The 18,708-nt window shown below is 73.2% G+C and carries 16 protein-coding genes; 13 read left to right on the top strand and 3 right to left on the bottom strand.

Translation table 11 applies throughout. The features are described from left to right. Positions 1-5: 5 nt before the first annotated feature. Positions 6-1,709, bottom strand: a complete 1,704-nt coding sequence (locus AB0B63_RS23600; protein WP_357022225.1) for an AMP-binding protein — start codon at positions 1,707-1,709, stop codon at positions 6-8. Next, entirely contained in the window at positions 1,699-3,243 is a 1,545-nt protein-coding gene (locus tag AB0B63_RS23595; RefSeq protein ID WP_357022222.1) for an NAD(P)-binding domain-containing protein, read from the bottom strand. The genes AB0B63_RS23600 and AB0B63_RS23595 overlap by 11 nt, the downstream gene beginning before the upstream one ends. Before the next feature lie 63 nt (positions 3,244-3,306). Here AB0B63_RS23595 and AB0B63_RS23590 point away from each other — a divergent pair, with 63 nt between their 5' ends. The 12 genes from AB0B63_RS23590 to AB0B63_RS23535 all read left to right on the top strand — a co-directional run bounded on the left by AB0B63_RS23590 (position 3,307) and on the right by AB0B63_RS23535 (position 16,486). Then, on the top strand, positions 3,307-4,824 hold the full coding sequence (locus AB0B63_RS23590; protein ID WP_208570036.1) for an aromatic amino acid ammonia-lyase: 1,518 nt from the start codon (positions 3,307-3,309) through the stop codon (positions 4,822-4,824). Beyond that, positions 4,805-6,376, top strand: a complete 1,572-nt coding sequence (locus tag AB0B63_RS23585; RefSeq protein WP_357022219.1) for an FAD-dependent oxidoreductase — start codon at positions 4,805-4,807, stop codon at positions 6,374-6,376. The genes AB0B63_RS23590 and AB0B63_RS23585 overlap by 20 nt, the downstream gene beginning before the upstream one ends. A 1-nt stretch (position 6,377) precedes the next feature. Continuing rightward, positions 6,378-7,439, top strand: a complete 1,062-nt coding sequence (locus tag AB0B63_RS23580; protein WP_307799774.1) for an alpha-hydroxy acid oxidase — start codon at positions 6,378-6,380, stop codon at positions 7,437-7,439. Then, positions 7,436-8,773: a cytochrome P450 gene (locus AB0B63_RS23575; protein ID WP_357022216.1), complete on the top strand. Its 1,338-nt coding sequence runs from the start codon at positions 7,436-7,438 to the stop codon at positions 8,771-8,773. The genes AB0B63_RS23580 and AB0B63_RS23575 overlap by 4 nt, the downstream gene beginning before the upstream one ends. After that, on the top strand, positions 8,770-10,035 hold the full coding sequence (locus AB0B63_RS23570) for a cation:proton antiporter (RefSeq protein ID WP_357022213.1): 1,266 nt from the start codon (positions 8,770-8,772) through the stop codon (positions 10,033-10,035). Before AB0B63_RS23575 ends, AB0B63_RS23570 begins: the two co-directional genes overlap by 4 nt. Positions 10,036-10,115: 80 nt before the next feature. Next, positions 10,116-10,757, top strand: coding sequence for a response regulator transcription factor (locus tag AB0B63_RS23565; RefSeq protein ID WP_244253320.1), 642 nt, complete (start codon positions 10,116-10,118; stop codon positions 10,755-10,757). Continuing rightward, positions 10,757-12,037 (top strand): HAMP domain-containing sensor histidine kinase, encoded by a 1,281-nt coding sequence (locus AB0B63_RS23560; protein ID WP_357022210.1) that lies wholly within the window; start codon positions 10,757-10,759, stop codon positions 12,035-12,037. The genes AB0B63_RS23565 and AB0B63_RS23560 overlap by 1 nt, the downstream gene beginning before the upstream one ends. 140 nt (positions 12,038-12,177) lie before the next feature. Beyond that, on the top strand, positions 12,178-12,585 hold the full coding sequence (locus AB0B63_RS23555; RefSeq protein ID WP_357022207.1) for a YciI family protein: 408 nt from the start codon (positions 12,178-12,180) through the stop codon (positions 12,583-12,585). 3 nt (positions 12,586-12,588) lie between these two features. After that, positions 12,589-13,734 carry a DUF6596 domain-containing protein gene (locus AB0B63_RS23550; protein ID WP_357022204.1) on the top strand — a complete coding sequence of 382 codons (1,146 nt, stop codon included), beginning with the start codon at positions 12,589-12,591 and terminating at the stop codon, positions 13,732-13,734. A gap of 134 nt (positions 13,735-13,868) precedes the next feature. Then, positions 13,869-15,077, top strand: a complete 1,209-nt coding sequence (locus AB0B63_RS23545) for an MFS transporter (protein ID WP_357022201.1) — start codon at positions 13,869-13,871, stop codon at positions 15,075-15,077. Positions 15,078-15,163: 86 nt separating this feature from the next. Continuing rightward, the gene (locus tag AB0B63_RS23540; protein WP_255554102.1) at positions 15,164-15,289 is read left to right on the top strand and encodes a hypothetical protein; all 126 of its coding nucleotides are present in this window, start codon (positions 15,164-15,166) and stop codon (positions 15,287-15,289) included. 129 nt (positions 15,290-15,418) lie between these two features. Beyond that, positions 15,419-16,486 (top strand): TauD/TfdA family dioxygenase, encoded by a 1,068-nt coding sequence (locus tag AB0B63_RS23535; RefSeq protein ID WP_208570028.1) that lies wholly within the window; start codon positions 15,419-15,421, stop codon positions 16,484-16,486. A 15-nt stretch (positions 16,487-16,501) separates the two neighbouring features. On the opposite strand, the gene AB0B63_RS23530 is transcribed toward AB0B63_RS23535, so the two are convergent. Next, complete coding sequence (locus tag AB0B63_RS23530; protein WP_357022197.1) at positions 16,502-17,914, bottom strand: DUF4386 domain-containing protein; 1,413 nt, start codon at positions 17,912-17,914, stop codon at positions 16,502-16,504. A gap of 94 nt (positions 17,915-18,008) precedes the next feature. Here AB0B63_RS23530 and AB0B63_RS23525 point away from each other — a divergent pair, with 94 nt between their 5' ends. Then, positions 18,009-18,653: a TetR/AcrR family transcriptional regulator gene (locus AB0B63_RS23525; RefSeq protein ID WP_357022194.1), complete on the top strand. Its 645-nt coding sequence runs from the start codon at positions 18,009-18,011 to the stop codon at positions 18,651-18,653. Positions 18,654-18,708 lie beyond the last annotated feature (55 nt).

Raw genomic sequence — 18,708 nt, 5'->3', positions numbered from 1 at the left:
ACGGCTCAGCCGGTGCCCACGCCCAGGGCGCGCTTGTCCGGCTTGCCACTCGGCCCCACCGGGACCCGGTCGATCACCTCGACCGTCGTCGGGACGGCGGCTCCGCCCAGGGTCGCCGCGACCCGGTCGCGTAACCGGCCGACGTCCAACGGGCACCCGGTGGCCGGCACCACGTACGCGTGCACCGCCTCGCCGGTGACGTCGTCGGGACGGCTGACCACGTACGCCTCGGCGACGGCGGGGTCGGCGGCGAGCACCCGTTCGATCGGGCCGGCGTACACCAGGTTGGCGTTGACGATGATGACGTCCCGGACCCGGCCGGACAGGTGCAGGTAGCCGTCGGCGTCCAACCGGGCCAGGTCGCGGGTGCGCACCCACCCGTCGGTGAACACCTCGGCGGTCTCGGCCGGGTCCGCCCAGTAGGCGCTGGCCTGCGCCGGGGTTCGGACGAAGAGTTCACCCTCGGCGGCCGGTCGGCCGGTGGCGTCGCGGATGGACAGGTCGACCACGTCGGGCGCGCGCCCGACCGAGGCGAGCCGGCCCGGGTCGGCCAGCAGCTCGGTCGGGGTGACCATCGCGATCATGCCGGTCTCGGTCTGCCCGTAGCCGTGGAAGACCACCGGCCCGAGCACGTCGAGCGCCTCGGCGAGCCGGGACGCGGTGAGCGGCGAACCGGACACCACGAGCGCCCGCAGGCTGCTCAGGTCGACCGGGTCGGTGCGCTGGTCGCGGACGAGCTGGTGCAGCTTGCCGACGGTGATCACGCTCGCGGTGGCCCGGTGCCGGGTGATCATGCCGGGGAAGCCCGGCGGGCGGGCGGCGACCAGGGTGCCCCCGGCGGCGAGGGTGAGGATGCCGTACTCCAGCATCACCTGGCTGCTCAGTGAACCGAAGACCAGGTAGCGGCCCAGCCGGGGCGCGAGGTCGGCGATCGCCGCCGGCCACCGGTCGGGGTGGGCCGCCCAGGCCGCGCCCATCGCCGCGTACGTCTGGGCGCAGCCCTTGGGGTTGCCGGTGCTGCCGCTGGTCCAGGTGATCCGGGCGATGTCGGCGGGCCGGCCGGCGGCGACCAGCGGGCTGCCGTCGTCGGGGGTCCGCGCCAGCGCGGCGAGCCGGGTGTCGTCGACGAGCAGCGCGTCGTCGCTGGCGAGCAGCCGGTCGAGTTGTGCCGGCGTCAGCTCGGGCCGGATGCCGGAGACCCGGGCGCCGACGGTGAACGCGGCGAGGACACCGGCGAGCGCCTCCGGGGTGACCCCGATCCGCAGCGCCACCGCCCGACCCGGCCCGATGCCGGCGGCGCGTAGCCCGCTGGCGGTCCGCCGGACCAGGTCCGCCAGCTCGGCCGCGCCGACGATCCGGTCGCCGTCTTCGAAGACCGGCCGGTCGCCACCGGTGGTGAGCAACCGCAGCACGGGCTGCGGCCACCGCTCGACACCGGCGGCGACCGGGCCGGAACCGGCCCGGTCGCGGTCCGCCGACCCGCGACCGGCCCGGTCGTGCCCGCCGTGGTGGCCGGGCCCCGTCGCGCAGCGGTCGGCGTGCTGGTGCTCCGCCGCGCGACGGTCGTCGTTGTGGTGTTCAGCCGCGCGGTGGTCGGCGTGCTGGTGCTCCGCCGCGCGACGGCCGTCGTGGTGGTGCTCAGTCGCGCGGTGGTCGGCGTGCTGGTGCTGCGCCGCGCGACGGCCGTCGTGGTGGTGCTCAGCCGGCATCGGACAGGACGCCCTTGAGGAACAGCGCCAGGGGCTGCTGGTGCACGCCGGGCAGGTCCCAGTTGTTCTCCAGGTTCTCGGCGAGATGGTGGGTGGCGACGAGCTGCCCGCCCCGGTGCACCCGGACGACGGGGTGCAGGTAGCTGGCGTCGTGGGCGCGTTCGGCGTCGTTCTCGGCGATCCGGGGGACGGTGATGTCGAACGGGTCGACCTGGTCGTGGTCCGGGCCGTACTCCAGGGTGGTGACCACGGCGAACGGCTCGGCCCCCAGGCCACCGTCGTGCAGGTGGGCCACCGGCACCTCCTCGTGGTAGCGCGCGACGCCGTCGGCGATGACGACGACGTCGCCGAGGACGGTGAACTGCTGCCACAGCGCGGAGGTGCGGTTGATCCGGGCGATGATCGCGTCGGTGATCGCTTCCGGGGTGGCGTCCAGGGTGGTGGCCGGCCACGGCGTGCCGTGGTGCCGGGCGGCGAGCATCCGGTGCAGGGCGCGTACGCCGTACCGGAAGCCGTGGATGAAGCCGTTGGTGGAGCGCTTGAAGTCGCGCTGCTGGGTGAGGGTGCCGGCGAAGTACAGACCGGGCACGTTCACCGACTCGAAGCCGGAGGTCTGCTCGGGGAAGCGGTCGTTGACGGCCAGCCGGGGTCGCGCCGACGGGTCGAAGATGCTGGCGTCGAAGCGGAAGCCGGTGCACAGGATGACCCGGTCGTAGTCGAGCTGCCGGATCGACTCGCGGGTGCGGGCGTACCGGAAGTCGATGCGGTAGCCGCCGTCGTCGCGGCGGGCGATCCGCTCGACGGTGCCGTCGAGCACCGCGTTCTGCGACTTGAGCTGGTAGGTGTCGAGGAAGTTGTTGTTAACCGCGCGTAGGTGCCCGACGTAGTGCGTCTGCCAGGCCAGCCGGATCGAGTGCGGGCCGGCGACGTGGATGACGGCGGCGGTCTCGACCAGGGCGTCGGCGGTCTCGAAGGCCGAGTTGCCCTTGCCGATGATCAGGACCCGTTGGTTGGTGAAGTCGTCCGGGTCGACGCTGACGGTGTCGTAGCGTTCGGCGAGGTCGACGCCGTCGATCGGCGGGACGTACAGCTGGGAGACGCCGGTGGCGACGACGACCCGGCGGGCGGTCAGGGTGTCGGCGTCGGTCTGAACGGTGAACAGGTCGCCGTCGCGGGCGATCCGGGTGACCCGGGTGTCGTACCGGACCCGCAGCCCCTGCGCGAAGGCGGCCAGGTAGCGCACCATGTCGTCGGCGTCGGGGAAGTAGCGCCGGCTGAAGTTGCGGAACAGCAGCGCCGGGTCGTCGGTGAGCAGCGAGTTCCAGTCGGAGCGCAGGTTGAACTCCGGATCGTCGGAACCGGTCCAGACCTTGTTGATCGAGATCAGCTGCCGGTGCCGGGGATAACGGGCGAAGAACGCCCCCGGCGTCGGCCCGGCCTCCAGCACCAGGTGGTCACGGCCGTCGCGCTCCAGCAGGGCGGCGAGCTGGAGCCCGGCCGGCCCGGCTCCGATGATCAGGTAGTCGAGCGTCATGCGGCGCACCGTATCGGCCCGATTTCAAAGCGTTCTGAGATTTCGTCTCTAGGGTCCCGTCGCATGACGACAGAGGTAGATCTCGCGGCCCCGCTGCGGATCGCCGACCTGAGCGCCGCCCGGGACCCGGTCCGGGTCGTGGTCGGGCCGCAGGTCCGCGACCGGGTCACGCACACCCGCATCTTCCTGTCCGAGGTGCTCGGTGAGGACCGCGCGGTGTACGGCAGCACCACCGGTTTCGGCGCCCTCGTCGGGTACGCCGGCCGGGCCGACCTGCGCGACCAGGCCGACAACACCCTCGCCCACCTCGGCGCGGGCCACGGCCCCGACCTCGCTCCCGCGATCGTCCGGGCGACGGTGCTGGTGCGGGCCTGGTCGCTGGCCCAGGGCGCGTCGGGGGTGTCCCCGCACGTGGTCGACGCGTTGGCGGCGATGCTCGGCACCACCTTCGTGCCGGCGGTGCCGCGGTGGGGTTCGGTCGGCGCGAGTGGTGACCTGATCCCGTTGGGGGCGGTGGCCCAGGCGCTGCGCGGTCGCGGCCACGCCTACCTCGACGGGGTACGCCTGCCGGCGGCGCAGGCGTTGCGACGGGCGGGTCTGGAGCCGTTGCCGCTGGACGGTCGGGACGCGCTCGCCCTGGTCAACGGCACCTCGCTGACCACTGCGGCGACGGCGTTGGCGTTGTCCGCCGTGCGGGCAGCGCACCGGGCGGTGCAGGTGCTCACCTGCCTGCTGGCCGACCTGCTCGGTGCCGATCCGCAGTTCCTCGACGCCCGGCTGCTGCGCGCGTACGGCCATCCGGGCGCGATCGACGTGGGCGTGCGGATGCGGCGGGTCAGCGACGGGCTGGTCCCGTCGGGCAAGCGCCCGTTGCAGGAGCCGTACAGCATCCGGTGTGCGCCGCAGCTGCTCGGCGCGGCCGAGGACGCGCTGCGCCACGTCGATGCCGTGGTCACCGCCGACCTGGGCAGCGTCAGCGACAACCCGCTGTTCTTTCCCGACGACGATCTCGTGGTGCACGGCGGCAACTTCTTCGGCCAGCCGGCCGCGTTCGCCGCCGACCTGCTGTCGATGGTGGTGGCGCAGGTCGGCAACCTCGCCGAGCGGCAACTCGACCTGCTCGTCGACCCGCACCGCAACGGTGGCCTGCCGCCGATGCTGGCCGCCGGCCCGGGGCAGCAGCACGGGCTCCAGGGGGTGCAGTTGGCCTCGACCGCGCTGATCGCCGAGATCCGCCGGGACGCCATGCCGGCGAGCATGCAGAGCCTGCCGACGAACCTGCACAACCAGGACGTCATCCCGCTCGGCACCCAGGCCGCCCTGCGGGTCTGGGACCAGGCCGGGCTGCTCCGGCTGATCGTCGGGTCGCTCGCGTTGGGGCTGCGGCAGGCCGCGTACGTGGGTGCCCGGACGCCCACCGCGCCGGGCTGCGGCGAAGCGCTCGCGGCGTTGGTGGAGGCGATCCCCCCGGTGGATCCGGACCGGCCGCTCGACGGTGACGTGCGGCGGGCCGCCGACGTCATGGACACGCTCGAACTTCCGTTGACCCCTCTCACCCTGGATGGCCGTCGTGACGCTTGACTATCTGATCATCGGGGCCGGGCCGGCCGGCCTGCAACTGGCGGCCCTGCTGGAGGCCGACGGCCGGCGCGACTACCTGGTGCTGGAGGGCGCGGACATCCCGGGCGCGTTCTTCGCCACCTATCCCCGGCACCGGCAACTGATCTCCATCAACAAGCCGCACACCGGCTCCGACGACCCGGAGTTCAACCTGCGGCTGGACTGGAACTCGCTGCTCACCGACGATCCGGCACTGCGGTTCACCACGTACACCGAGCGGTACTTCCCGGACGCCGACGTGATGGTCCGTTACCTGGCGGACTTCGCCGCGAAGACCGGGGTCAAGGTGCGTTACGGCAGCCGGGTGACTTCGGTGTCCAAGGTGGACGACGTCTTCGAGGTGCACGCCGGGGAGACCTTCCGGGCCCGGCAGGTGGTCGTCGCCACCGGGGTGTCCCGGCCGTACCTGCCGGACATCCCGGGGCTGGAGCTGGCCGAACAGTACGCGGACATGCCCGTCGACCCGCGTGACTACCTCGACCAGAAGGTGCTGATCATCGGCAAGGGCAACTCCGCCTTCGAGACCGCGGACAGCCTGATGGAGACCACCACGCTGATCCACCTGGCCGGCCCGAGTTCGGTGCGGTTGGCCTGGCGCACCCACTACGTCGGGCACCTGCGCGCGGTGAACAACAACTTCCTCGACACCTACCAGCTCAAGTCGGCCAACGCGATCCTGGACGGCACCGTCCGGCAGATCACCCGCGACGCCGACGGCTACCTGGTGACGTTCGCGTTCTCCCGGGCCGACGAGGTCACCAAGGAACTGCGCTACGACCGGGTGCTCGCCTGCACCGGGTTCGCGTTCGACGCGTCGATCTTCGACGAGTCCTGCCGGCCGGAGCTGGCGATCCGGGACCGTTTCCCGGCGCAGACCCCGGCGTGGGAGTCGGTCAACGTCCCCGGCCTGTACTTCGCCGGCACCATCACCCAGGAACGGGACTTCAAGCGTTCCACAAACGGTTTCATCCACGGTTTCCGCTACGCCGTACGGGCCCTGCACAAGATCCTCGAACGGCGGTACGCGGACGCGCCGTGGCCGGCGGAGAAGCTGGACGCCACCGGCGCGGCGATCACCGACGCGATCATCGCCCGGGTCAACCGCACCTCCGCGCTGTGGCAGCAGTTCGACGTCCTCGCCGACGTGGTCACCGTCGCCGACGCCGACGCGCGTTACCACGAGGAGGTGCCGGTGGCGTACTTCGCCGAGGCCGGTCTGCGCACCGCCGACCACGACTACTCCGACGCTTTCGTGGTCACCCTGGAGTACGGCCCGGAGCACGACCAGGTGGACCCGTTCGACGTGACGGTGAAACGGGTGGCCCAGGATGTCGTCGGTCAGGCCCACGACGCGGCGTACCTGCATCCGGTGGTGCGCCACCACCGGGCGGGGCAGGTCGTCGCGACCCACCACCTGGCGGAGAACCTGGAGAACCGGTGGGACCGGCCGCAGGTGCACGTGACACCGTTGGCCGCGTTCGTCGACCGTTGCCTGCGCAGGGCCGGGGACTGACGTGCCGGCCGCCGACGAGGTGGGGTTGAACCTGGCCGACGTGGCCGCCGCCGCCCGGCGTCGGCTCGACCCGGTGCACTGGGATTTCTTCGCGGGCGGGGCCGGCGACGAGCGGACCCTGCGGGCCAACGAGGCGGCGTTCGGCCGGCGTTGGCTGCGGCCCCGGGTGCTGCGCGGTGCCGGTGAGCGCGACCTGCGGATCTCGCTGTTCGGTAGTGCGCTGTCGATGCCGGTGCTGGTCGCACCGACCGCGTTCCACCGGCTGGCCCACCCCGAGGGGGAGGTGGCGACCGCCCGCGCCGCCGCCGAGGCCGGCACGGTCATGGTGGTCAGCATGGCGGCCACCCGGCCGGTCGAGCAGATCGCGGCGGCCGGCGGGCCGCTGTGGTTCCAGCTCTACCCGCACACCGACCTGGAGTTCACCACCACCGTGGTACGGCGGGCGGTGGCCGCCGGCTGCCGGGCCCTGGTCGTCACGGTCGACTCGCCCGTGTTCGGTCGGCGCGAGCGCGACCTGCGGCACGGTTTCGTGGACCTGCCCTCCGGCATGGTCTGCGAGAACATGCGTGACGCGAACGGCCGGGTCCGGGACATCGAGATGAACGCCCGGGTGGGCTGGGAGCTGGTCGCCGTGCTGCGCCGGCTCACCACCGTGCCGATCCTGCTCAAGGGGGTGTTGCACCCCGAGGACGCCCGGCTGGCCGTCGAGCACGGGGTGGACGGGGTGTTGGTCTCCAACCACGGCGGCCGGCAACTCGACGGGGTGACGGCCACCCTGGACGCGTTGCCGGCCGTCGTGGCGGCGGTCGACGGCCGGTTGCCGGTCCTGGTCGACGGGGGCCTGCGACGCGGCACGGACGTGCTTGTCGCGTTGGCGCTCGGGGCGACGGCGGTGCTGGTCGGCCGTCCGGTGCTGTGGGGGCTGGCGGTGGCCGGCGCGGCCGGGGTACGGCACGTGCTCGACCTGCTGCGCGCCGACCTGGACCGGGCGTTGGCCCTGGTCGGCGTCGCCCGACCCGGCGATCTCAGCGCCGATCTCGTCACCACGGGAGCGTCGGCGTGAGCGGGCCGGTGGTGTGGGGCGCGGTGGTCGTGCTCGGGGTGGGTTGGACGCTGCCCCGGTGGCTGCCCTCGGCGGTGGTGCGGCTGCGGCAGTGGGTCTTCGCCCGGGTCAACGGCGGGGAGGGTATCCCGGTGCCGGGTCCGCTGGTGGGTGTGGAGGATTTCGAGCGGCTGTACGCCGATCCGGCGGCGGACGGGCGCAGCCGGGGCGCCGGTCTGTCCGACCTGTTCTGGTACTGGCTGTCACCCGGCCCGCACATGCACCAGGAGCACCTGGAGCCGGGGGAGCGTTACCGGGCGGTGGCCGGGGTGACCCGGCGGGTGCTCGCCCTGCGCCCGCAGCGTGCCGACGCCCTCGCGACCGCCGCCACCCGGCGGGTGCTCGACGAGTTGCCGGCGGGGCGGGTCCACGTGCGGCTGCGGGACCTGATGATGCCGGTGTGGGCGGAGGTCTACCACGAGCTGATCTTCGGGGAGGTGTGCCCGAGGGAGGTCCGGGCGTTGTTCGTCGCCAACGCCGCCGACGTGGCCGCCGCGCTGAAGTGCACCGGCCTGCGGCACCTGGACCGGCGTGCCCCGTTGACCCGGTACCTGCGCGGGCGGGTCGAGGCGGGCACCTGCCCGGTGACGTTGCCGCCGCCGTTCACCGCCGAGGAGACGGCCTGGTACCTGCACGGCGCGTTCGGCACCACGGCGGTGGTGCAGATGTCCGAGGCGATGTCGCACGTGCTGCTGGCGCTGGCCAACCATCCGGATCTCCAGCGGGGCCTCGACGACGACGACGCCCTGGACCGGGTGATCGACGAGACCCTGCGGCTGCATCCGCTCTTCGGGGTCGCCCACCGGATCACCTCCGCGCCGATCGCGCTGCCCGCCGGGGTGACCCTGCCCGCCGGGTCGGTGCTGCTCTTCAACTACCTGGCGTTCCAGCGCAGCGGGCCGGCCGGCGACGAGCGGTTCGACCCGGACCGGTGGCGGACGCTGACCCGCCGGGATGCCCGCTTCATCCCCTACGGGGTCACCGCCAACCGGGCCTGCCCGGCGCGCGGGGTCGCGCCGGTGATGATGCGGGCCGCGACCCGTGAGGTGCTGCGCCGGTACGCCCTGGCGTCGTCGGCCGCGCACAGCCGGTCGCTGCCCAGCCGGGGCCCGGCGTACCTGATCCCGGCCGGTGTCCCCGGCCCGGGGCGGCTGCGGCTGGCCGCGATGCGGTGGCGGGACCGCTGGGCCGACGTGGGACGCAGCGTCCGGCAACTGGTGTTCGGCGCCTGGATGGTCGTCGACGCCCGACGACAACGGTTGTGCACCAACTACTTCGAGGAGGCGGTCCGGTGACCCCCACCCAGTTGGCTCCACGGTTCTTCATCGCGGTCGCGGTGATCCTCATCTTCTGCAAGGCGGTGGCCTGGCTGCTCGGCCGGGTGGGTCAGCCCGCCGTGGTCAGCGAGATGCTCGCCGGGGTGCTGCTCGGCCCGTCGCTGCTCGGGTTCGTCCTGCCGGAGGTGAAGGACGCCCTGTTCCCGACGGCGCTGCTGCCGGTGCTCTACGTGGTGGGCCAGGTCGGTCTGGTGCTGTTCATGTTCCAGGCCGGGTACGCGTTCGGCGCCCACCGGGTCACCGGTCTGGCCGGCACCGCCGGGCTGGTGTCGTTGGCCGGGGTGACCGCGCCGCTCGTCCTGGGGGTGGGGCTGGTCCTGGTCACCGCGGACGCCGTGCCGATGCGGGCCGACGGGACGTCGATCGGGGTGTCGGCCGCGTTCGTCGGGGTGGCGTTGGCCATCACCGCATTCCCCATGTTGGCCCGGATCATCACCGAACGCGGGCACGCCGGCACCCGGCACGGCACGTTGTCGCTGGCCAGTGGTGCGCTCGACGACATGGTCGCCTGGATCATGCTGGCGGTGGTGCTGGCGTTCGCCTCCGGCCGGGCCGGGCCGGCGGTCGTCACCGCCGGTGGCGCGGTGCTGTTCGGGCTGGTGCTGTGGTTGGTCGGGCGTCGGGTGACCGCTGCGTTGATGACCAGCCCCCGCCTCAACGACGGTGCCCGGGTGCTCGGCACGGTGGCCCTGCTCTTCCTGGTCGCCTGGTACACCGACGAGATCGGGCTGTACGCGGTCTTCGGCGCGTTCGCGGTGGGGGTGGTGATGCCGCACACCGCCAACACCGACCGGGTGGTGGACACCCTCACCCCGGTCGCCGCGACGGTCTTCCTGCCGCTGTTCTTCACCTATTCGGGGCTGCGTACGGAGTTCGGGTTGCTGGGCAGCGCGCCGGTGCTGCTCTTCGCGGCGGCCTGCGTGACGGCGGCGATCGTCGGCAAGTTCGGTGCCTGCTGGGCGGCGGCCCGGGTGCGGGGCGAGTCGCAGGGTGTCGCGTTGCGGGTGGGCGCGTTGATGAACGCCCGGGGTCTGATGCAGCTCATCGCGCTCAACGTCGGCCTGGAGGCGGGCATCGTGAACGCCTCGTTGTTCACCGTGCTGGTGGTGGTGGCGCTGGTCACCACGATGATGACGACTCCGTTGCTGAGTTGGATCGAGCACCGGGAGGCCCGTAGGCAAACCCCTGTCCGACCCCAGACCCTCGCGGTGGTGAAATGATAAAAAGATAGCTGTCACTATTTAGCCTTACTCTGTGCGATTGTGGACGCATGCCCGGGGGAGGATCGAACCGTCTGCTGTTGGTCGAGGACGACGAGGAACTGGCCGGCCTGCTCACCGAGTCACTGGTCGGTGACGGGTTCCTCGTCGACCACGCCTCGGACGGCCAACGGGGTCTGCATCTCGGACTGACCCGCACCTACGACGTGATGGTGATCGACCGGATGCTGCCGGCGCTCGACGGACTCGACCTGGTCGTCCGGCTGCGTTCGCGGAAGGTCCCGGCCCGCGCGCTGATGCTCACCGCGCTGGGCACGGTGGGCGACCGGATCGCCGGGCTGGACGCGGGTGCCGACGACTACCTGATGAAACCCTTCGACCTGGACGAGCTGAGCGCACGGATCCGGGCGTTGTGCCGGCGGACGTCCGAGGCCACCACCGTGCTGCGTGTCGGGGCCGGGCTGCTCGATCTGACGTCCCGCGACGCCGTGCTGGCCGACGGCACCCGGGTGGCGCTGTCCGCCCGGGAGTTCGAGCTGCTGCGGGTGCTGGCGGCCCGGCCCAACCTCGTGCACTCCCGGGCGGAGCTGCGCCGCCGGGTCTTCGACGAGACCGCGGCGGCGTCCATGGTGGACACCTACGTCTACTACCTGCGCCGCAAGCTCGGCCGGACGGTGGTCCGCACCGTGCACGGGCTGGGCTACCGGCTCGGAGCGCTCTGATGGAGCTGGTGGAGCAGGCGATGGTGCGCCGCGCCCGGTTGCGCATCGGCCTGCTGGTCGGGCTGGCCATCGGTGCCCTGCTGCTGTTGGCCGGCGGCCTCTCGTACGCCGTGCTGGTGCGCAGCCAGGAGGCCCAGATCCACCGGGAGTTGGCGTGGGGCACCAACCACGCCACCATTCCGGGTCCGCCCGCGTGCAGCTGGATCTTCCGCTACAACGGCCTGATCACCGACACCGGTCTCAACCCGCCGCCGCCGGGCTTTCCGCTGACCGGTGCGCTGACGTCGGTGGCCGCGACCGGTGTCACCGAGGTCACCACCGTCACCCGCAACGGCACGACCTACCACGTCCGCACCGAGTCCCGCAACGACGGGCTGGTCGTGCAGGCGGTGTTCGACGCGCGGTTCCAGCTGTCCGACCGTCGGCACCTGCTGCTGGCGTTCAGCCTCGCCGCGGCGGTCGGGCTGCTCGTCGCCGTGCTGACCGGTGCGCTCGTCGGTCGACGGGCCGTCGCGCCACTGGCGGAGGCGCTGACCCGGCAACGGCGGTTCATCGCCGACGCCAGCCACGAGCTGCGTACCCCGATCGCCCAGGTGCACATCCGCGCCCAGCTGATGGCGCGGCGGGCCCATACCGGTGGCAGCGCGGCGAGCCTGGAGGATCTCGACCGGCTGATCGGTGGCACCCGCCGGCTCGGCGAGATCGTGGACGACCTGCTGCTCTCGGCCCAGCTCGCCGCCGCTCCCGCCGACCGCCGGGCGTACCCGCCGGTGGATCTGACCGCGCTGGTCGGGGCGGCCGTCGCCGCCGAGGCGGACCGGGCCGCCGAACGCCAGGTCACTGTCGCGGCGGACCTGCCCGGCGAGGCGTTGCCGGTGCCGGGGGTCGAGTCGGCGCTGCGCCGGGTGGCCGGGGAGCTGCTCGCGAACGCGCTCGCCCACACACCCCCCGGTGGCCGGATCGACGTGTCGCTGCGCAGTGGCGGCGACTACGCCGAGTTCGTGGTCGCGGACAGCGGGGACGGCTTCGACCAGGCCGACGCGCGGCGCATCTTCGACCGGTTCCACCGTGGCGGGGGTGCCGGGGAGCACCGGTTCGGGCTGGGGTTGGCCCTGCTCCAGGAGGTCGTCACGAGCCACCGGGGCACGATCGAGGCCGAGGGCCGGCCGCACCGGGGGGCGGTCTTCACCGTCCGTCTGCCCGCCACCCGACCGTCCGCCCCCACGGAGCGGGTCTCGGGAATCCGACGTCTGCGGGTACGGCAGCTCGTGGAGCGGTGAGCGGGGCGGTACGGCCGTCGCCGCGCCGGTCCGCTGCCGGGAAAAAATCCCGGCCGGGATGTCGAGAACGGGGGACCAGCGTCGTCCCCGGGGTGAATGCGGCCAGAATGGTGGTCGCACCGGCACCGAGGAGACACCCGATGGCGAAGTACCTGCTGCTCAAGCACTACCGAGGCGCCCCCGCCGCGGTCAACGACGTCCCGATGGACCAGTGGACGCCCGAGGAGATCACGGCCCACGTGCGGTACATGAACGACTTCGCGGCCCGGCTGGAGGGCAGCGGGGAGTTCGTCGACGGGCAGGCGCTCGCCCCCGAGGGGACGTTCGTCCGGTACGACGGGCCGGGGCGTCCTCCGGTGACCGACGGGCCCTTCGCCGAGACGAAGGATCTCATCGCCGGCTGGATGGTGATCGACGTGGACAGCTACGAGCATGCCGTCGAGCTGGCCGGGGAGTTGTCGGCCGCCCCGGGGGCGGGCGGGCGACCGATCCACGAGTGGCTGGAGCTGCGCCCGTTCCTGACCGAGCCGCCGACCATCACCGACTGACCGGTGGACGGTGACCTGCTGCGCCGGCTCACCCCGCAGGTGCTCGGGGTGCTGGTCCGGCGCGGGGCCGACTTCGCGGCGGCCGAGGACGCCGTGCAGGACGCCCTGGTCCAGGCGGTACACGGCTGGCCGGCCGACCCGCCCCGGGACCCGTTGGGCTGGCTGGTCACCGTGGCCTGGCACCGGTTCCTCGACGCGGGCCGGGCGGATGCCGCCCGGCGTCGGCGTGAGGACCTCGTCGTCGAGGAACCGGCCCCCGGCCCCGCGTCGGGGGTGGACGACACGCTCCAGCTCTATTTCCTGTGCGCCCACCCGTCGCTGACCCCGTCCTCGGCGGTCGCGTTGACCCTGCGTGCCGTCGGCGGGCTGACCACCCGGCAGATCGCCCGGGCGTACCTGGTGCCGGAGGCGACCATGGCGCAGCGGATCAGCCGGGCCAAGCGCACCGTGTCCGGCGTACGCCTCGACCGGCCGGGCGACGTCGCCACCGTGCTGCGGGTGCTCTACCTGGTGTTCAACGAGGGCTACTCCGGCGACGTCGACCTCGCCGCCGAGTCGGTCCGGCTCACCCGGCAGCTCGCGGCGATGGTCGACCACCCCGAGGTGGCCGGGCTGCTCGCCCTGATGCTGCTGCACCACGCCCGTCGCGCGGCCCGGACCACGCCGGAGGGCAGCCTGGTCCCACTCGCGGCGCAGGACCGCAGCCGGTGGGACACCGCCCTGATCGCCGAGGGGGTACGCATCCTGCAGGCGGCGCTGGCCCGGGACCGGTTGGGCGAGTTCCAGGCCCAGGCCGCCATCGCCGCGCTGCACGCCGACGCGCGCACCGCCGGGGAGACCGACTGGGTGCAGATCGTCGAGTGGTACGACGAACTCGCGCGGCTGACCGACAGCCCGGTGGTGCGGCTCAACCGGGCGGTGGCCGTCGGGGAGGCCGACGGGGCGTGGGCGGGGCTGGCGGCCCTGGCGGCGGTGGACCCGTCGGTGCCCCGCCACGCGGCGGTGACGGCGTACCTGCACGAACGGGCCGGTGACCGGGCGACGGCGGCCCGGTGGTACGCCGAGGCCGCCGACCGGGCCGCCCACCTCGCCGAACGCGACCACCTGATCCGTCAGGCCGCCCGCCTCAACACCCGTCCGCCCGGCTGATCACCGGTGCGCCCGCCCGGAACCCGGGGCTGACGGCGGTGCCGTCGACCCGGGACGGGACCCTTTTCATTGATACCCTTGACTGCTCTCGGGGTGACCGCATTCGTGGGGGGCGCAGGGACGGGGGCCGGGCGATGACCGACTGTCGTACCCCTGGGGTGACCGCCGCGCCCCGGGCGGTGGCGGCGCTGGTCGCGTTGTCCGTCTCGGCGTTCTGCTACGTCGCCATGGAGACGTTGCCGGTGGGCATCCTGCCCCTGGTCGCCACCGACCTGGACGTGTCCGTGTCGCACGCGGGGCTGCTCGTCACCGGCTACGCGGTCACGGTCGCGGTCGTCTCGGTGCCGCTGACCCACGTCACCCGGCGGGTGCCGCGTCGCCGGCTGCTGGGTGTCCTGCTGGGCGTGCTGGTGGTGGCCACGCTGGTGTCGGCCGCCGCCCGCGACTACCAGGTGCTGCTCGGGACCCGGGTGGTCGTCGCGCTCACCCAGGCGCTGTTCTGGGCGGTGGTCGCGCCCGCCGCCGCCGGCATGTTCCCCGCCCGGGTACGCGGCCGGGTCACCTCCGTCGTGTTCGCCGGGGCGTCGCTCGGGCCGATGCTCGGCGTGCCGGCGGGCACCTGGCTGGGTCAGCATTGGGGTTGGCGGTCGGCGTTCCTGGCCCTGGCCGCCGTGGCGCTGGCCGGGTTCGTGGCGATCGTGACACTGATGCCGCCGGTTGCGGTCGGGGCGACGCACGCGTCGACCGGAACCACCCCGGACGCCCGCCGGTACGCGGTCGTCGTGGTGGCCACCGCGCTGTCGGTGGGGGGCCTGTTCACGGCGTTCACCTTCACCGCCGTGTTCCTGACCGACGTCTCCGGGTTCGCCCCGGGCGCTCTCGGCCTGCTGCTGCTGATCCGGGGCCTCGCGGACTTCGCCGGCATCGCCGCCGGGGGGATCGCGAGCGACCGCCACCAGCGGGTGGCGATGGTGACCCCGGTGCTGCTGCTGGTGGTGGCCCTGCTCGGGATGTTCCTGCTGGCCGGGTCGCCGGTGGCCACCGGGGTGCTGCTGGCCGTGTCCGGGTTCGCCATGGGCGCGTTGACCCCCGCCCTGCAGAACCGGGTGCTGGAGGTGGCCCCGGGCGGCGCCGACCTGGCGGCGGCCGGCAACTCCGCCGCCTTCAACGTCGGCATCGCCGGCGGGTCCCTGCTCGGCGCGGTGGTGCTGTCCCGGTCCGGGGTGCAGGGCACGGCGTTGGCGGGCGGCCTGGTGGCTGCGGTGGCGCTGGTCGTCCTGCTGGCCGAGCCGCTGGTCGCCCGGGGCGGTACGGCGCGACGGGCCGTCCGGGGACGAGAATAGATCGTATTGCGAGATGGTGTCTCTGTTGACGTTGCGGTGGGTGTTGGTTAGCCTGGACCGATCATCGCCAGCCGCAGGAGAACGCCATGATCCGAGTTCCGCAAGGCTCTGGATTGCTGGTGCGCGGCTACGAGGAGCCGTTGCGGGTACACCCGCCGCGGGAGGGCATGCGCCCCGGGACCGCCGCCGGGGACCCGCAGACCCCGTTCTGATGGACAGGCACGCCGTCTCCCGACCGGGACACGGCGATCGCCCACGTCGTTGATCATCCCGGTGGGCGGCACCGCCGCCCCGGGACATTGACCCGTTTTCCGCAGAACCGACCCTCGGAGCGCACCATCATGACCACCGCAATCGATCTCGCCCCCATCTCCGGCCCGTCCGCCTGGCGCGGTGACGAGCTGCGTACCTCGACCGAATGGGTCTACCAGCTCAGTGACGCCGAGCGCGCCGAGCTGGAGACCGTCGGCCGCCGGTTCGTCGCCGACAACCCCGACCTGCGTACGGTGACCGCCGCCGACTACCCGCTGCCGGCCTGTGCCGGGCTCAACGAGGAGTGCGCCCGCCAGCTCGACAGCGGACGCGGCTTCATCCTGGTCCGGGGCCTGCGCACGGAGGAGTACGGCGACACCCTCGCCGGGGCGATCTTCTACGTGATGGGGCTGCACCTCGGCGTGCCGATGGGGCAGAACCAGATGGGCGACGTGCTCGACCACGTCATCGCCACCTCCAACAAGACCCTCGACGACCCGTCGGCCCTGCCGTCGCGGGTCCGCGACCGGCTGCCGTTCCACTCCGACAGCTCCGACGTGGTCGCGCTGATGTGCCTGCGGGCGGCCAAGGCCGGCGGGGCGAGCAGCCTGGTCAGCGGCACCACCATCTACAACGAGATCCTGCGCCGCCGGCCCGACCTCGCGCCGCTGCTGTTCGAGCCGTGGCACTGGGACTGGCACCGGCAGGACCCGGACGCCCCGGCCCACACCTACACCTCGCCGATCTGCAGCTACGTCGACGGCATCTTCAGCACCTACGCCGGCACCTCGATGATCTTCTCGGCGCAGGACTACCCCGAGGTGCCCCGCCTCACCGAGGCGCAGATCGAGCTGCTGCACCTCTACGACGAGGTCTCCCAGGCTCCCGGCCTGGCCCTGGACATGGACTTCCAGCCCGGTGACGTGCAGTGGCTGCTGAACTACGCCGCCCTGCACTCGCGTACCGGTTACGTCGACTTCCCGGAGCCGGAGCGCCGCCGGCACCTGCTGCGGCTGTGGCTCAAGCGCGACGTCGGTCGGCCGCTGGTGGGCGGCTTCGGCAAGCACGTGGTGACCGAGCGCGGCAGCGAGATCGCGCCGGGCGGCCGGTTCCACATCGCCGAGGCGGTCGAGCCCAACTTCGAGTGGGGCAACTGACCCACCGGCCCCTCGTCAGGACGGCCCGCAGCGCCCCAGTGTCGTGGCGCGGCGGGCCGTCCCCGTGCGGTCGGCATCCGGTGCATCGTCGGGTGGGGTGGCACCGGGGGAGCGGTGGCGGGCGGCGTAGGTGAGTAGCCAGCCCATCAGGACGACCTCGCCGACGAAGGTGACCCCGGAGACCTGCACCGGCTGGTCGGCCGACAGCAGCGACCCGACCGAGTCGGCGAGGTAGCCCGCACCGGCGACCGCCACCAGCGCCGCCAACCAGGTCGGCACGGTGTCCGACCGCCAGGCCAGCCATCCGACCAGCAGCAGGTGGACGCCGAACAGCAGCAGGCCCAGGTCCCAGACCTGCTGGAAGTCGGTGAGTCGCGGAGGCCCGTCGGCGGCGAGCCGGTCGGCTCCCGCGCCGTCGCGCAGCAGGCCGGTGACGGCGATCAGGTGGGTGAGTGCCACGGCGAGGACGACCGCGTACCCGGTGCGGCACCAGGCCGACAGCAGTGCGACGGTGGGCCGGGTGCGGCTGAAGAACGCCCGTAGCGCCCAGCCGACCAGCACGTCGAGGCAGGCCACCGTGTACAGGGCGACCACGGCCAGGGTGAGCGCCCCCTGCCGGGCCGGCAGTCGGGTGGCGGTTGCGGCCGCGTCGGTGTCGACCAGCGGCTGTACGACGCCGAAGTTGGCCCACCCGGCGAGCACCGCCATCAGCAACAGGCCGAGCCCGGCGGCCAGTGCCGCCCGGCGGGCGCGGGAGCCGCCCGCTCCCACCCCGTCCGCTCCGCCGGTGGTGTTCGGCACGGCTGCACCGCCGGTGTTGTTCGGCGCAGCTGCACCGCCGGTGGTGGCCGGGGCGTCTGCACCGCTGGCGCTGGTGGACGTGCGTGGTCCAGGGGCGGGGCCGGGCGACGTGAAGCCCCGGGTGAGCAGCCGCAGGCCGAAGACGACCTCGAACAACCCGCCCGGGACGGCCAGCGCGACCCCGACCGCCACGCCGGCCAGCTCGGCTGCCGCGCCGACCGCCAGCAGCGCGTAGCCGAGGGTTCCCCAGAGTGCGAGCCAGCGGGGCAGCCAGTGCCACCGGGCCAGGGTCAGGCAGAACGGCACGCTGCCCAGCCCCAGCGCCAGCATGGCCAGCTGGTAGGCGAGGTCGCCGGCCCCGTCGCCGAACCGGTCCCGCAGCACGATGCCGGCGGCGAGCAGGAACGCCTCCGCGCCCCGGGTCACCAGGTAGACCCAGGCGGCGCCCGGCTGCACCCGGCGCAGCGCCCGGAAGGCCAGCGCACCGATCGCCGCCACCAGCGCGGAGTTGGCCAGCACCAGCACCACCCCGGCCGGGTGCCCGGCGAGCGCGCTGCCGGCGCCGTAGGCGACGAACGCCGCCAGGAAGAACGCGCCGGCCCACCGACCGGCCACACGCAGGGACATCGTCGCCTCCAGGGCCCTTCGTACTAAGTACGACTTACTTAGTACGGTACGGTGGGCGGTGCAGGCGGTCAACCGGGTGTCAGGGGAGCGACAGGTGGGCGAACCGGTGCGGCAGCTCAGCCGGGAGCGGGTGCTGCGGGCCGCCGTCGCCATCGCCGACGCGGACGGTCTCGGCGCGCTGACCATGCGCTCGCTCGCCGCCGCGCTGCACGCCAAACCGATGTCGCTCTACCACTACATCCGCAACAAGGACGAGCTGCTCGACGCGCTCGTCGACGGGGTCTTCGCCGAGATCGACCTGCCCGCGCCGGGCGGCGACTGGCGGGCCGAGGTGCGCCGGCGTTGCCTGTCGGCCCGGACGGTCCTCGCCCGGCACCCCTGGGCGCTGACCCTGATCGAGACCCGGACCAGCCCCGGCCCGGCCACCCTGCGCCACCACGACAGGATGCTGGGCGTGCTGCGGGGCGGGGGCTTCTCACTGCCGATGACGGCCCACGCCTACGCGGTCATCGACGCGTACGTCTTCGGTTTCGTGTTGCAGGAGGCGTCACTGCCGTTCGACGGCGGCGGCTCCGCCACCGAGGTCGCCGATGCGATCATGGCGGGTTTCGCGGCGGGCGACTACCCGCACCTGGTGGAGTTCGCCACCCAGCACGTCCGGCAGCCCGGCTACGACTTCGGCGGCCAGTTCACCTTCGGCCTCGACCTGATCCTCGCCGCCCTGGCGAAAGCGGCCTGACGACCACCGGCCCCGACCGGGCCGCACGAACCGCCGGCCCCCACGCATCAGAGGC

The sequence above is a fragment of the Micromonospora sp. NPDC049081 genome, assembly GCF_040648835.1.
Classification (GTDB): Bacteria; Actinomycetota; Actinomycetes; order Mycobacteriales; family Micromonosporaceae; genus Micromonospora; species Micromonospora antibiotica.
Note: the sequence above shows the minus strand (reverse complement) of the source record. Positions and strands in the feature narration are given on the sequence as shown.